Here is a 15,177-nt window from a genome sequence, read left to right as displayed (position 1 = left end):
AACGCGCTACGTTTGGTCCACAGACTATCAGGACGAGACTCATGCTTCAAAAAAACGCCTGCCTGCTCGTCATAGGCAACGAAATTCTTTCCGGTCGCACTCAGGACGCCAACACACAGGTTCTGGCGCGTGCGCTGAATGCCCAGGGTATCCGGCTTCTCGAAGTCCGTGTCATTCCGGACATCGAAGACCACATCATCCGAACCGTTACGGAATGTCGGGAGCGATTCGATGTAATTTTCACATGTGGCGGCATCGGTCCTACCCATGACGACATCACGGCTGAATGTATCGCCAAAGCCATGGGCGTTCCGCTACTGCGTCACGAGCCGACGTTCCAGAAGCTTGAAGCCATCATGGGGAAAGAAAAGTTCAACGCTGCCCGCCAGCGCATGGCCATGCTCCCGGAAGGCGCAACACCCATCGAAAACGCTATTTCGGCGGCTCCCGGCTTCAGCATCGGGAATGTGCATGTCATGGCGGGTGTCCCCTCTATTTTCGCAGCCATGGTGGACTCGCTGGTGCCCCAGATGGAGAAAGGACCGCCCCTGACGTCCGTCAGCTGGCATGCCGCGGGGCTGAAAGAAGGTGACTTCGCGGATGATCTGCGCCGTTTGCAGGAGCAGTTCCCGGAAATTGATCTCGGATCCTATCCATACGGCCTGACGAACGGCACGACGGGAACAGCTCTGGTCGCCAAAGGATACGATGCGTCAGCAGTTAAGAGTGCGGGCTCTCTTCTGCATGATCTGATCATGGCACATGGACGCGAGCCAATCAGCGGTGACCCGCCACACAAAGCGTAAAAGCAAAAAAAACCGCTGCTCAGGAGGGCAGCGGTTTTTTTTCAGACTAGTTCAGAGGACCACGGGTCATGGCCAGGAACTTTTCTCTGCGTTTCTGAACAAGAGCCGGGCCTGTCAGCTTCTGGAGTTCCAGAAGTTCTTCAGCAATAACATTGCCTACCGCGTGCACGGCATCGTCCGGAAGACGCTGCGCCCCACCGACGGGCTCAGGAATGATACGGTCGATCAGACCAAGCCCCAGAAGATCCTGAGCTGTCAGCTTCAGAGCTTCAGCAGCGGCCGGAGCCAGCTTAGGATCACGCCAGAGAATGGATGCTGCGGCCTCAGGCGAAATAACGGAATAGATCGAGTTCTCAAGCATCAGAACACGATCGCCCGCGCCGATAGCTATCGCACCACCGGAACCACCCTCACCAATCACGGTTGCGATCAGGGGGACAGGAGCCTTGAGGCAGATATCGATTGAGCGCGCGATGGCCTCGGCCTGGCCGCGTGCTTCGGCATCGATACCCGGCCATGCTCCAGCCGTATCGATGAAGCTCAGAATCGGCAGCCCGAAACGGCCGGCCATTTCCACAAGGCGCTGTGCCTTCCGGTAACCTTCCGGGCGGGCCATGCCAAAATTATGAAGCAGACGCGTTTCCGTGTCGTGACCACGCTCCGTCCCAACCACGACAACCGGCTCACCACGGAATCGGGCAAGACCACCAATCATGGCCTTGTCGTCTCCGAAAGCACGATCTCCGGCCAGCGGCGTAAAGTCTGTTGTCAGAAGACGAACATAGTCCAGAGCCTTGGGGCGCTGGGCGTGACGGGCAACCTGCACCTTCTGCAGCGGCGTAAGCTTTGCATAGGTTGCACGAAGCTGTTTGTCCGCCTTGTCAGAAAGACGGGCAACCTCGTCATCGATGTTGATGCCGCTGGTGCCGGAGTCCTTCTCCTGGCTGCCCATCTGGCGGAGTTCGTCGATTTTGGTCTCGAGTTCGGCGACCGACTTCTCGAAATCTAGGAATTGGCGCATGGCTGCCGGATAGCACGGCAACGCATCCGGAAACAGCCCCCCGGTTTTTTACGGGGCAGATCAGTCCCCAGACTGGATTTTCGCCAGCGGGTGATGCGCCGTCACGAGTTGCCTCAGACGTTCCGCCATGACCTGTGTGTAAATCTGGGTCGTCGCGATATCCGCATGCCCCAGCAGCATCTGAAGCGCCCTCAGATCCGCGCCATGGGCCAGAAGGTGGCTGGCAAAAGAATGTCTGAGCACATGAGGGCTCACACGTTCAGGGTCAATTCCCGCCTTTAGTGCGCAGGCCAGCAGAATTTTGTCGAACCCCTGCCGAGTCAATGGCTTGTCAGGATTTCTGCCTGGGAAAAGATACGGACTTCCCAAATCCCGGTCATAGTGAACCAGAGCTTCAGCAGCCTCCCGCGCACTTCGAGACAGAGGAACCAACCGCTCACGGCCGCCTTTGCCTCTCACGAGAAGCATCGCCCCCTTCGCCTTCACACATGTCGCGGGCAAAGACAGGAGTTCTGAAATTCTGAGACCTGTTGTGTAAAGAAGTTCCAGAGCTGCACGGGACAGCAGATCACGCCGTTCACTGTCGTGCCCTCTGGTGCCTTCTTCCAGAAGCAGTCGAATTTCTTTCTCATCCAGAGGACGAGGAAGCGAGGAACTGACTTTCGGAGACTGCTGGCGATCCGTTGGATCATCGCTCCGAATCGATTCCAACATCAGGAAGCGATAAAATTGCTTGAGACAGGACAGTCTACGCGCTGCCGTACGGGCAGCCATCCCAGCCTGTGACAGTGATGTCAGATAACTCCTGACCTGCTCTCCCGTCGCCTGCGCCAAAGACGCTGGAGCACAATGACGGGAAAAATCCGCAAGGTCAGAGGCATAGGCCTGACGCGTTTTCAGAGCTGCGCCCCGCTCTGCCGCAAGCATTTCAAGAAATGCCTCGACATGCCGATCAACCACCTCTGACATGCGTCAGGCCTGCCTGATCAGTGCGCGGGACCGCCAGCAGGCGCCGGAACAGCAGCTCCCTGCAGAGGAGCAGGCTTGGGTGCAGGCATTGTGGGCAGCGGCGTGGATGGCGTCAGAGCGGGAGCGGCTGGAGCCACGGGTGCCGCGGCAACCGGAGCCGGAACAGGCGCAGGCTGAGCAGTTCCTGCGGCCGGAGCTGTCGGAACCGGCGGCATCGCCGGAAGAGCCGCAGCAGCAGAACCGGACGTAGCGAACATCGCCGCTGGCAGCTCTTTGTGAACCTGTGTCTGCTCAGGCGGGACAACCCCCATCCCCAGACGCAGGAAAAGTCCTCCCAGCACCACCACCAGAACCAGAGCACCAGCTCCAGCAATCATGGGCAGACGGGAAGATGAACGATCAGATTGTGCCATTATGTTCAGGTCTCAAAGTGCGGGCAGGACGTGATGCCCTCTCCTATGATAGGTAGCAGAGCATGTCACCTCTGCCACCCTCACTTTCCGCCGATCCGGCGGTATCTCTTCCCGTCCCGACCTGCACTGTTGTTCTGGTTGGCATGATGGGAGCTGGAAAAACCACCGTAGGCCGCCGCCTGGCGCAGGTCTGCCGCCTGCCCTTCGTTGATGCGGATGCAGAAATCGAACGCGCCGCAGGCTGCACGATTCCGGAAATCTTTTCCCGTCACGGAGAAGCCTATTTCCGTGCTGGCGAACGCCGGGTCATCGAGCGCCTGATCAAAGGCCCTCCCTGCATTCTCGCCACGGGTGGCGGAGCATGGATGGACGCCCAGACACGCCGCCTTGTTCGCAAACATGCCGTCTCGATCTGGCTTCGCGCGCCTGTGCACGTTCTGCTCAGACGCGTTCAGGGCCGCGGCGGCAGGCCTCTGCTTGCTCAAGGTAGCCCGGAAGAAGTCATGACCCGGCTGGTGGGCGTTCGTTACCCTGTCTATGCGGAAGCAGACATCATTATTGATTGCGGAGACGAAACCGTGGAGCAAGGCGTGCAGCGCGTCCGTGAAACCCTCGCAGAATATCAACATCCACAGAAAGTTCCTGTCGCTCTGACACAGCACAGCTACGATGTTCTGGTCGGGCCGGATCTGATCTCGCGTGCGGGGGCGTGGGTTGCTCCATATCTGCGCCAGAAGAGAGTCGTGGTGATCACGGATGACACCGTGGCAGCCCTCCACCTGCCCCGTCTGCTTCTTTCCTTCCAGGAAACAGGCATTCAGGCAGACGTCATCTCCGTGGCTGGAGGCGAAGAGAGCAAGTCCCTTCATTGCTATGGCGACGTAATGACGCGTCTCCTGTCACTGGGAATCGAGCGTGGCACAACAATTGTCGCCCTGGGTGGTGGTGTTGTTGGCGATCTGGCCGGTTTTGTAGCCGCAACAGCCTTGCGCGGAATCCCGTTCATCCAGATTCCCACGACACTGCTCGCACAGGTGGATAGTTCCGTCGGTGGAAAAACCGGCATCAATTCCCCGTCCGGCAAGAATCTGATCGGCGCATTCCATCAGCCCATCATCGTTCTCGCAGACAACTCCGCACTCGCGACTCTACCGCGCAGGCAGCGGATTGCGGGTTATGCCGAAATTGTGAAGTCAGGCCTGATCGCAGATCCTGACCTGTTTGCATGGTGCGAAACCAACGGGCGATACGTTCTTGATGGGGATCCGGCGGCTCTCGCAGAAGCCGTTCGACGTGCCTGTACTTTCAAGGCTGTAGTCGTCGCAGCAGATGAGCGCGAACAGGCAAAGCTGAACGGTCGCGCCTTGCTAAACCTTGGTCATACCTTTGGTCACGCCCTTGAGGCGGAGCTTGGTTATGATGGACGTCTCCTGCATGGCGAAGGCGTTTCCATAGGGTTGCATCTCGCGATGGCACTATCTGTTCAGCTCGGATATGCGCCCGTTGAAGACCTTTCCCGTCTGGACGCCCATCTGCGCAGCCTCAGAATGCCGGTCAGCTTTGACTGGTTCGATATTCCCTTCTCAGCACAGATACTTCTCGATCACATGACTCGGGACAAGAAAATGCAAGACGGGAAAATTTCCTTTGTCCTCCTGCACGGTATTGGCAAAGCATTCACAAGTCGTGACGTTCCCATGGATACGGTCCGTAACTTGCTGATAAATGAAGGCTGCAAACCATAAGGACCGTTACAGTCCTTTATGGTTCAGCCTAACTTTTTGTTTTTTAACTGCATTTGAGCAGCAGAAATTCCCGGAAGAGTCTGGCGTCCCCGCAAGTGTTCAGCTATGGCAGCAGGGACGCGAGGCGTAGATCGTGAAGCGGGCGGAATGAAATGTGACTTTTTTGTCACTCCTTCCACCCGAGTAGGTCTGGAAGGCTCTGTCTGGCTTTGTCCGAGGGAACTCCCCGATCTATATGCGCTTATGCATCGCGCTGGGTCCGTTGGTTGAAGCAGTTTTTCCAACGGCTCGAAACGTTAGTCACTAAGAGGACGAAAACATGCGTCTCCGCACGGCACTCCTTGCCATGACGTCGATGGTCGCCGCACCGTCGCTCGCCATGGCCAGCACGATCACCGGCCCGTACGTCAACATCGGCGGTGGTTACAACCTGGTTCAGCAGCAGCACGGCCGCTTCTCACCAACCACACAGGCTGACGGCACGTCTAGCAACAACGCTAGCAGCTCACGCCTCCGCCACAAGGACGGCTTCACGGGCTTCGGTTCGTTCGGCTGGGGCTTCGGCAACGGTCTGCGCGTTGAAGTGGAGGGTGTGTACAACTACTCCCAGATCAACCACCGCACGCCGACGGCTGTTCGTGGCTCCACGAACGGTTCTGACCAGGCTTATGGCGGTTTCGTCAACGTCCTGTATGACATCGATCTGGCCCACTTCGGCCTGAACGTTCCTGTCACGCCGTTCGTTGGTGTTGGCGCTGGCTACCTGTGGCAGCACTACAACCCGATCACGACGAACTATGCCAATGGTTCCGTCAACCGTATCGGTGGCACGCAGGGCAGCTTCGCGTACCAGGGTATCGTCGGTGCAGCTTACGACATTCCGGGCGTTCCGGGTCTTGCTGTCACGACCGAATACCGCTTCATCGGTCAGCAGTTTGCTGACGGCCCGTACCGCTCCACGGCCTACAACGGCTCTGGCGTTCACAAGGGCAACGTGAACTTCGACCCACGCTTCTCGCACCAGTTCATCCTGGGTCTGCGTTATGCGTTCGACACGGCTCCGCCGCCGCCGCCGCCGGCTCCGGTCATCGTTCCGCCGGCTCCGACGCCAGCTCGTACGTACCTCGTGTTCTTCGACTGGGACAAGTCTGACCTGACGGGCCGCGCTCGTGAGATCGTTGCTCAGGCAGCTCAGGCTTCCACACACGTCCAGACGACGCGCATCGAAGTTAACGGCTACACCGATAACTCCGCAGCCCACCCGGGCCCGCGCGGTGAGAAGTACAACATGGGTCTGTCCCTCCGCCGCGCACAGAGCGTTAAGGCTGAGCTGATCCGTGATGGCGTTCCAGCAGCTGCTGTGGACATCCATGGTTACGGTGAGCAGAAGCCACTGGTTCCGACCGGCCCGAACACCCGCGAGCCGCAGAACCGTCGCGTCGAAATCATCCTGAAGTAATTCAGCTTGAAAAGACGTCGGAGCCCTCGGGCTCCGGGTTTCTGGAAAAGGCGTCCTTCGGGGCGCCTTTTTCTGTTCCAGAGCCTTTGCAGCCTCAATCTGCACACGCTAGAGCAATACCCACAGCCCCTCCGGAGATGTCCACTTGCGACGCACCCGAATTTTCTATCCCCGTTCACGCCCGCAGGTGATTGATCAGTTCCTTAGATTTGGCGTCGTTGGGGCATTCGGCTTCTTCGTAGACTGGGGAAGCGTGGAGGCTTTGCGGCCAGAAATTGGCCTGATCGCTGCAACCATTGCAGCCTATTTTGTTGCTGCCACCGTCAACTGGATTCTGAACCGCGCCTGGACGTTTCGGACCTCGGCTGCCGATAACCAGCATCTGATCCTTCAGTGGCTCCGGTTCCTGATCGCAAATTCTTTCGGGTTCCTTCTGAACCGCGGGGCAGTCTTCCTACTCTACGCCTTCGTGCCCTTCACAGTGCACCACCCTTTTACGGCACTCGCGATTGGTGCGGGTTGCGGGATGATGGCCAATTTCAATCTGTCCAGGCGTCTGGTTTTCAGAGCCAAAATTCCCGAAACCCCAATGGAACTCATGCAGATGGCTGTGGAGATCCCGGCGGCGGGGCTGACCTCTCCTGACCCGGAACCTCAAATGCCCATTCCACAACCAACCATGGAACCCTTTGAGCACAAGGCGCCCTGAGGCGCACATTTCCAAGCTGCTCACAATGGTCTAGGAGTAACGCTGGTTTTTCCCGTTTTCTCCGGAATCTGACGCTTCATCCCATGACCAGCACAAACGACATCCGCTCAGCCTTCCTCGAATATTTCGGGTCGAACGGCCATCGCATTGTTCCTTCAGCGCCCCTCGTACCGCAGAACGACCCTACCCTGCTGTTTACGAACGCTGGCATGGTTCCCTTCAAGAACGTTTTTACCGGCCAGGAAACGCGCCCTTACTCCCGCGCCACAACCGCTCAGAAGGTTGTCCGCGCAGGCGGCAAGCATAACGATCTCGACAACGTCGGTTACACCGCGCGCCATCACACATTCTTCGAGATGATGGGCAACTTCAGCTTCGGTGATTATTTCAAGGCTGAAGCCATCGAGTTCGCCTGGAACCTGCTCACGAGAGACTTTGGCCTCCCCAAGGAAAAGCTTCTCGCCACGGTTTACGCTGAAGATGAAGAAGCAGCAGATCTCTGGAAAAAAGTCGCTGGCCTGAGTGATGATCGCATCATCCGGATTGGTACGTCCGACAACTTCTGGCGAATGGGCGACACCGGCCCGTGCGGTCCCTGCTCCGAAATCTTCTACGATCACGGCGACAGCGTCTTTGGTGGCCCCCCGGGCAGCCCGGACGAAGACGGTGACCGCTTCGTCGAGATCTGGAACCTCGTGTTCATGCAGTTTCTGGATCAGGCCGATGGTTCCCGCGACAATCTGCCGCGTCCTTCGATCGATACGGGCATGGGCCTGGAGCGTTTCGCTGCAATCATGCAGGGCAAGCGCGACAACTACGACACAGACACGATGCGCGCGCTCATTGAGTCTTCTGCTGACGTCATGCATCAGGATGCAGACGGACAGTTCAAGTCCAGCCATCGCGTGGTGGCGGATCATCTCCGCTCCACGGCTTTCTTGATCGCGGACGGCGTTCTTCCGTCCAAGGAAGGTCGAGGCTATGTGCTGCGTCGCATCATGCGTCGTGCCATGCGCCATCTGCACATCATGGGCGCCAAGGAACCAGTTTTCTATCGCCTGCTCCCGGCCCTGATCCAGCAAATGGGCGCGGCCTATCCGGAACTCGTGCAGCACCAGGCTCTCATCACTGAAACGATGAAGGGTGAAGAAGAGCGCTTCACAGCCCTTCTGGAACGCGGCCTGACCCTTCTGTCCGACGAAGTCAGCAACCTTGGAGACAAGCAGGCCCTTCCGGGCGATGTTGCCTTCAAGCTGTATGACACTTTTGGCTTCCCGCTCGATCTGACGCAGGACGCCCTTCGCGAGCAGGGCCGCACTGTCGATGAATCCGGCTTCGAAACAGCCATGGCTGAACAGCGCAAGCGTGCTCGCGCTGCGTGGGTCGGTTCTGGCGATACGGCAGCCGAGACCGTCTGGTTCGACGCACGTGACAAGCATGGTCCCAGCGAATTCCTGGGCTATGTGTCAGAAAAAGCCGATGCTGAAGTGCAGGGCATTTTCCGTGGAAACGACGAACTGGCCGAAGCCCCGGCTGGCGATGACATTATTGCCATCCTGCTGAACCAGACACCGTTCTATGGCGAAAGCGGCGGTCAGGTTGGTGATCACGGCACACTCACGGCCAACGGTCTGCGGGTGCAAATCACAGACACCCAGAAGCGCAACGGCGATCTAATCGTCCACTACGGCAAGGTTGTCGAAGGCACACTGAAGCCAGGCATGGCCGTTCATGCAGAGATCGACCATGGTCGCCGTACGGCCGTCCGTGGCCATCACTCAGCAACGCATCTTCTGCATGAAGCTCTGCGTCGCCAGATCGGCACGCATGTCACTCAGAAGGGCAGCCTGAACGCCCCTGAACGCCTACGCTTCGACATCAGCCAGCCTCGCCCGCTGACGGACGCAGAGCTTCAGGCTGTTGAAGCCGAAGTAAACGCCCGTATCCGTGAAAATGCGCCTGTCGAAACGCGCCTCATGACGCAGGAGCAGGCTGTTGCCGAGGGTGCAATGGCGCTCTTCGGTGAAAAATACGGCGACGAAGTCCGCGTTGTTTCCATGGGCGTCGGAGAGGAAGGCCGTCCCGCCTACTCCATCGAACTTTGTGGTGGCACGCATGTTGGTCGCGTGGGAGAAATCGGCCCGTTCCGGATCGTGTCAGAAAGCGGTGTGTCTGCGGGCGTTCGGCGTATTGAAGCCGTTTGCGGAATTGCCGCAGAAAATCTGGCACTTGAAACTGAAAGCCGCCTGAAACAGATCGCAGATCTTCTGAAGGTTCCGGTTTCTGATGCCGTCACACGGGTCTCGGCTCTGCTGGAAGAGCGTAAATCGCTCAACAGTCAGATTTCAGAATTGCAGCGGAAACTGGCCACAGGCGAAGGCACGGCGGCAACCGAGACCATCAACGGCATCACACTTTCAGCCCGCAATCTGGGAGACGTCAGCCCCAAGGAACTCAAAAGCCTGGCGGACAGCATCTCCAAGCAGATCGAATCTGGCGTTGTTGCTCTTATTTCGGAAGCCGATGGCCGGGGCAGCATCGTGATTTCCGTCACGCCAGACCTCAAAGATCGACTGAATGCTGTCACGCTTGTCCGTGCAGCATCTGAAGTCATGGGAGGAAAAGGTGGCGGCGGACGGCCAGATATGGCGCAGGCTGGTGGCCCCAATGCAAATGCAGATGAAGTCTTTGCAAAGCTGCGCGAGCACCTTGCTGCGTCATAAACCGTAACGACAACAGATGTCAGGGCAGTAACAAATCATGAGACTACCGTTTTACTGCTTTACCTGCCCTGACAAAGCCTCCTAACTGCTCACTAGTTTATAAAAAGGAGAACACCATGGCCTGTGGTCGTGATACTCTGGCAAAACTGCTGAGCGGTGTCCGTACATTCGAGACGGACGTCTATCCTGACAGTGCGGAGCTTTTTGAGAGCCTGGCCTCCAGCCAGTCTCCTTCCACGCTGTTCATCACCTGCGCCGACAGTCGGATCAGCCCGAGCCTCATCACCCAGACTGAACCGGGTGAGCTGTTCATTGTCCGGAATGTTGGCAACATCGTGCCAGCTTACGGTGAGATGCTGGGTGGCGTTTCTTCTGCCATCGAGTACGCCGTTGCGGCACTCAAGGTGAAGAACGTCGTCATCTGCGGCCATTCCAACTGTGGCGCCATGAACGCGCTGCTGGACCTGAACGCACCGAAGCTGGACGCTCTTCCAACCGTTCGCAGCTGGCTGCGCAACGCAGAAGCAGCACGCGCGGCCATGGGTGATCTGAAGGCAGACGATGCTGGCCCAGCAGACATCCGCCAACTGGCAGAATACAACGTCCTGCTTCAGCTTGCTCACCTGAGAACACACCCCGCAGTCGTTCGCGCCCTCTCTCAGGGCACACTGACCCTGCAGGGCTGGTTCTACGACATTCCGAAGGGTGAAATTCTCATTCTGGATGAGAAAACCCGCACGACCCGCTCTATCGAAAGCGTTCTTTCGGAAATGGGCGCAACACAGAAAGAAGCCGTCTGAGGTTTCTTTTCACACTGACCCTCGCCGCATGTTTTCTATGCGGCGAGGCTTTTCCAGCCCAGGCCAGAGACATCAAGCTCTCAACCTGGAATCTGGACTGGCTCTCCCTTCGTCAGACGGGAGATCCATCACTCCCCGACGATGTTCATGGTCGCAAACCCCGAGACTTCATTCGGCTACACCAATACGCGACCCACCTGAACGCAGATCTCATTGCTTTTCAGGAAGTGGACGGCCCCGAACCTGCAGCGCAGGTCTTCGATCCCCAAACCTACCAGATCATTCTGTCCAACGCGCCCGTTATCCAGCGTGTCGGCCTAGCCATCAGACGCCCGCTGAACGTGACAGTGAATGAAGAACTCTCAGCCTTGGATGTTACTGCTCCCGATGCGCCCCACCATCTGAGAACCGGACTTGATGTCACGGTATCAGACGGGAAAAGCCATCTCCGTATTCTGGTTGTGCATCTGAAAACCGGCTGCTGGGATCAGCCTCTCACTCAACGCAAACATTCCTGCCCGACCCTGTATCAACAGTTCCAGATATTGGAAGACTGGATTGCAGAGCGTCAGGACGAAGGAGAGCCCTATGCGGTTCTCGGTGACTTCAACCGCCGCCTGACCATGCATGACCCACTCATGCAGCAGATCGAGCATGATGCGCCCGTTCTTCTCACCACAGCAGGTAAAGCCAGCCCCTGCTGGAATGGAGAGTACTTCATCGACCACATCCTCCTTGGTAACGAAGCCCACAGTTGGCTCGTCCCGGAGAGTCTACGGGTTATGACCTATCAAAACGATAGTGCGCCGGAAGGATTGTCTGACCACTGCCCCGTTTCGGTGCGCCTGCACCTACCTTGACCGAAGCAGCATCGGGGAAAGTGTTTTCCAGAACGGAATTATGCCTCATGAAGGCATGTGCTTCCCGCTTCTGGTTCAAGGTTCCAACATGTCGCAGTCTCTATCCTGGCCCATCACGCCACTTCAGCCAGATGTTCAGGTGTTGGCTGACCGCCCCCTCCCTGTCCTGACGACTGAGCAGGAAGAGACCGTCTCGCGCATCTGGGCCAAGGCACTTGCGGCCTATCCCAGCCTCTACAATGGCCGTGTCTTCTGTGCCGATGAAATCACCCCAGCTCGAATTCACGGCCACTGGTCCGAATACCGTCGCGTTCTTGCACAGATGAAAGAGCCAGACATTTATGGATCGCACATTCTGCGACCACTAGCCGTTGTGGGGCTGATGTTTACGCCAGACGGCATTGTCATTGGCAGACGCGCTGAGACCTCAATCTACCTTCCCGGATACTGGCAGGGTGCTCCAGCAGGAAATGTTGAAAGCCGCGCGCAGGAAAGCACCATAGATCTCGCCGCGCAGCTTCTGGCGGAATGTGAAGAAGAACTTGGGCTCGTCCCAGCGGAATGCAGGGTTGGACCGTCCCTTTTGGCCTGCGAGCATCCCTCATCCCATATCGTGGATATCGGGATGCGGATTGACGTCTCCCTGACTTTTGAGGACCTTCAGAAGCGATGCCGCGAGCAGGGCAACGCCGAATATGGCGCACTGCACCTGATCCGCCCAGATCACACACCTGAAGGCCCAATGGTCCCGACCCTGGCCGCTCTGCTGGAACTGTCCTGATGCCGTATTTCACTCTCGATACTTCCAGCCTTCGACACTGGCTGACAGAGCATGCTGATCTTGCATCCCGCCTTGGTGGAAACCCGGCAGACTGGACAATCCGCGAGGTCAGCGACGGCAATCTGAACACGGTTTTTATTGTGGCCGGTCCAGATGGGCAGCTTTGCTGCAAGCAGGCTCTGCCTCATGTTCGCGTGGCACCAGAATGGCCTATGCCTCTGCAACGTGCGCTGTATGAAGCCCGTTATATGCGCGCAACGGCAGACGCCGTTCGCCCAGCCGCGCCAGAGCTGTATTTCTACGATGATGAAATGTTCCTGCTCGTCATGGAGTGCCTGACGCCACATGAGGTCCTGCGCTCTGCACTGATCCACGATGATGCACAGCCGGGCTTTTCGGCCAGTATCGGCCAGTATGTCGCTCGTAGCGTACACGCGACGAGCTGGATCAGCCGCCCCTTTGAGGTCGGCTCGAAACTTCTTGAGGAGTTCTCGGGCAACACGGCACTCACCCGTATTACCGTCGACCTGATACTCACCGATCCATTCCGTCCCTGCTCCCGCAACCCGGAACCGGAGGCGGCTCTTCTGCCGGATGTGACAGCCCTGCAAGGAAACAAGCCTCTTCACCGCGCAGTCGGGGTGCTTCAGGATCGTTTCCTGACGGCACGACAGGCCCTTCTGCATGGAGACCTTCACACAGGCTCCATCATGCTACATCGCGATGATGTTCGTGTGATTGACGGCGAGTTTGCCACAATGGGGCCAATTGGCTTCGATTGTGGACTTTATTTGGGCAATCTGGCCCTTCATGCCTGCGCAGCGCCCCACAAGCAGGATTTCATTAGAACCGAGATCATTGCCTTCTGGCGCAGCTTTACAAACGAACTCCGCGCCCTGCTGAAAACGGGCGGGGGAGACGTGTGGGCGCTGTCAGACGAAACACAGCGTGAAGAGCTGCTCGAAAATTTCTTGACGAGCATCCTTCAAGACACGGCAGGTTTCTGTGGTCTCGAAATGATCCGTCGAACTATCGGTTTTGCACAGGTTGCAGATTATACCCTCTGCCCGACCCCAGAAAATCGCACGCAGGCACGCCACAAAGCTCTTCAGACAGGCCAGCGTCTCATCCTTGACGCGTCCACCGTCCAGAACCTGAGTGACGTTCTCGCCTTACTGCCACTCGTTTGAGATCATACAGACAAAAAAACCTCGCTCCCTGAGACAGGAGCGAGGTTTAAAAATCAGACCGAAGCCAGACCGATCTGTTTGATATCGTGGAACGCCAGGTCAGGGTTCATTTCGATAGTCCGACGCATCATGAAGGACGAACTGGCAAGGAAAACCGGATCTCCATCCAGATCATCGGCCATAGATGAGCGGTTTACCATCATGAACGCCTCGATCTTCTCGCGGCTTCCCGTAATCCAGCGAGCCAAGGTGAAGGGGGTATTTTCGAACCCGATAGACACGCTGTACTCACCTTTTAGGCGAGACTGAAGCACGTCCAGCTGGAGCGTTCCCACCACGCCGACAATCGGCGGCAAGCCATCCTGCGGACGGAAAAGCTGCACAACGCCTTCCTCGGCCAACTCTACCAGAGCCTGACGCAGCTTCTTGGCTTTCATGGCATCATCGAGACGAACACGACGCAGAATTTCAGGCGCGAAGTGTGGCACACCTGTGAAACGAAGTTCTTCACTTTCACTCAGTGTATCGCCAATACGGAGCGTCCCGTGATTGGGAATACCAACCACGTCCCCACCAAAAGCTTCCTCAGCCAACTGGCGATCACGCGCAAAGAAAAACTGCGGCGTGTGAAGGGCAAACTGCTTGCCCGTCCGCACATGCTTCAAGCGCATACCGCGCGTCAAACGCCCCGAACACACACGGGCAAAGGCCATGCGGTCGCGGTGGTTCGGGTCCATGTTGGCCTGAATTTTGAAAATCAGCGCCGTTACCTGTTGTTCGCTGGCCTGAACTTCACGAGTTTCCGTCGGTTGGGCACGCGGAGCCGGGCCATAAGCAACAAGCGCATCAAGAAGATCGGTCACACCGATTTCTTTCATGGCCGAACCAAAGAACACCGGAGACAAATGCCCGGCATCAAAGGACTCACGGTCGAATTCAGGTAGAGCAGCTTCTACCAGTTCCAGATCTTCCCGAAGCTGCACCATCCGCGGATCAGTCTCATCAACCGCATCCTTGGTGTGAACTTCACGCGTGCGGATATCAAACGTGCCGATAAACGTCGCGGCACGGCCAATTGGCCACGTAGCAGGCGAGACGTCCAAAGCAAGAGAGTTGGAAATTTCGTCCAGAAGCGCAAAGCAATCCTGTGCTTCACGGTCCATCTTGTTGATGAACGTGATGATCGGAATGTCGCGTAGACGGCAGATTTCGAAGAGCTTGCGTGTCCGGTCTTCGATACCCTTCGCGGCGTCAATCACCATGACCGCACAGTCCACAGCCGTCAGGGTACGATAGGTGTCTTCGGAGAAGTCTTCATGGCCCGGCGTATCAAGCAGGTTGAAAACACATCCACCGTATTCAAACGTCATGACGGACGTCACAACCGAAATGCCACGATCGCGCTCAATACCCATCCAGTCAGACTTAGTACGGCGGCGCTCACCTTTGGCACGCACGTTTCCGGCAAGCTGAATGGCACCACCAGCCCGAAGAATACGCTCGGTCAGGGTCGTCTTACCGGCATCCGGATGGGAGATGATGGCGAAAGTCCGCCGACGGGCGATCTCGCGGTTGATTTCGGCGCTGAGAGCTTCGGACATGGAGACTCCGGGAGAGACTGGAAGCCGGGGGCTTTAAAATGAGAAACGCCGGACGGGATGACCCGCCCGGCGTTTTCCGGTCGCTTGCTGATCCAGGTCC

General features: G+C 57.5%; 13 protein-coding genes. 9 read left to right on the top strand and 4 right to left on the bottom strand.

Going from position 1 to position 15,177, the window contains the following annotated elements:
- Window positions 1-41 precede the first annotated feature (41 nt).
- Complete coding sequence (locus R5H23_RS06160; RefSeq protein ID WP_317215079.1) at window positions 42-806, top strand: competence/damage-inducible protein A; 765 nt, start codon at window positions 42-44, stop codon at window positions 804-806.
- A gap of 46 nt (window positions 807-852) precedes the next feature.
- Here R5H23_RS06160 and R5H23_RS06155 read toward each other — a convergent pair whose 3' ends face one another.
- Genes R5H23_RS06155 through R5H23_RS06145 form a run of 3 tightly spaced genes read right to left on the bottom strand, consistent with a single transcriptional unit; the run spans window position 853 to window position 3,209 of the window.
- Window positions 853-1,827, bottom strand: coding sequence for an acetyl-CoA carboxylase carboxyltransferase subunit alpha (locus tag R5H23_RS06155; RefSeq protein WP_086634443.1), 975 nt, complete (start codon window positions 1,825-1,827; stop codon window positions 853-855).
- A gap of 60 nt (window positions 1,828-1,887) precedes the next feature.
- Window positions 1,888-2,796, bottom strand: a complete 909-nt coding sequence (locus tag R5H23_RS06150) for a tyrosine recombinase (RefSeq protein ID WP_317214823.1) — start codon at window positions 2,794-2,796, stop codon at window positions 1,888-1,890.
- 17 nt (window positions 2,797-2,813) lie between these two features.
- A complete protein-coding gene (locus R5H23_RS06145; RefSeq protein ID WP_317214822.1) occupies window positions 2,814-3,209 on the bottom strand; it encodes a hypothetical protein in 396 nt (131 codons plus the stop codon).
- 62 nt (window positions 3,210-3,271) lie between these two features.
- Here R5H23_RS06145 and aroB point away from each other — a divergent pair, with 62 nt between their 5' ends.
- From aroB to mtnK, 8 genes are all read left to right on the top strand, one after another.
- On the top strand, window positions 3,272-4,954 hold the full coding sequence (gene aroB / locus R5H23_RS06140) for a 3-dehydroquinate synthase (RefSeq protein ID WP_317214821.1): 1,683 nt from the start codon (window positions 3,272-3,274) through the stop codon (window positions 4,952-4,954).
- Between the two features lie 319 nt (window positions 4,955-5,273).
- On the top strand, window positions 5,274-6,413 hold the full coding sequence (locus R5H23_RS06135; RefSeq protein ID WP_086634439.1) for an OmpA family protein: 1,140 nt from the start codon (window positions 5,274-5,276) through the stop codon (window positions 6,411-6,413).
- 145 nt (window positions 6,414-6,558) lie between these two features.
- Window positions 6,559-7,122 (top strand): GtrA family protein, encoded by a 564-nt coding sequence (locus tag R5H23_RS06130; protein WP_317214819.1) that lies wholly within the window; start codon window positions 6,559-6,561, stop codon window positions 7,120-7,122.
- Window positions 7,123-7,205: 83 nt separating this feature from the next.
- Window positions 7,206-9,845, top strand: coding sequence for an alanine--tRNA ligase (gene alaS / locus R5H23_RS06125; protein WP_317214818.1), 2,640 nt, complete (start codon window positions 7,206-7,208; stop codon window positions 9,843-9,845).
- A 116-nt stretch (window positions 9,846-9,961) separates the two neighbouring features.
- Window positions 9,962-10,645 (top strand): carbonic anhydrase, encoded by a 684-nt coding sequence (locus tag R5H23_RS06120; RefSeq protein ID WP_086634437.1) that lies wholly within the window; start codon window positions 9,962-9,964, stop codon window positions 10,643-10,645.
- 14 nt (window positions 10,646-10,659) lie between these two features.
- The gene (locus R5H23_RS06115; protein ID WP_317215078.1) at window positions 10,660-11,505 is read left to right on the top strand and encodes an endonuclease/exonuclease/phosphatase family protein; all 846 of its coding nucleotides are present in this window, start codon (window positions 10,660-10,662) and stop codon (window positions 11,503-11,505) included.
- Window positions 11,506-11,545: 40 nt separating this feature from the next.
- Entirely contained in the window at window positions 11,546-12,286 is a 741-nt protein-coding gene (locus R5H23_RS06110) for a hypothetical protein (RefSeq protein WP_317214817.1), read from the top strand.
- Entirely contained in the window at window positions 12,286-13,476 is a 1,191-nt protein-coding gene (gene mtnK, locus R5H23_RS06105) for an S-methyl-5-thioribose kinase (RefSeq protein WP_317214816.1), read from the top strand. The genes R5H23_RS06110 and mtnK overlap by 1 nt, the downstream gene beginning before the upstream one ends.
- A 53-nt stretch (window positions 13,477-13,529) precedes the next feature.
- Here the strand turns inward: mtnK and R5H23_RS06100 are convergent, their stop codons facing one another.
- The gene (locus R5H23_RS06100; RefSeq protein ID WP_099210608.1) at window positions 13,530-15,077 is read right to left on the bottom strand and encodes a peptide chain release factor 3; all 1,548 of its coding nucleotides are present in this window, start codon (window positions 15,075-15,077) and stop codon (window positions 13,530-13,532) included.
- Window positions 15,078-15,177 lie beyond the last annotated feature (100 nt).

This window comes from Gluconobacter sp. GP1 (genome assembly GCF_032913585.1).
Taxonomy (GTDB): Bacteria; Pseudomonadota; Alphaproteobacteria; order Acetobacterales; family Acetobacteraceae; genus Gluconobacter; species Gluconobacter cerinus.
This window is presented reverse-complemented; position numbering and strand designations above follow the sequence as displayed.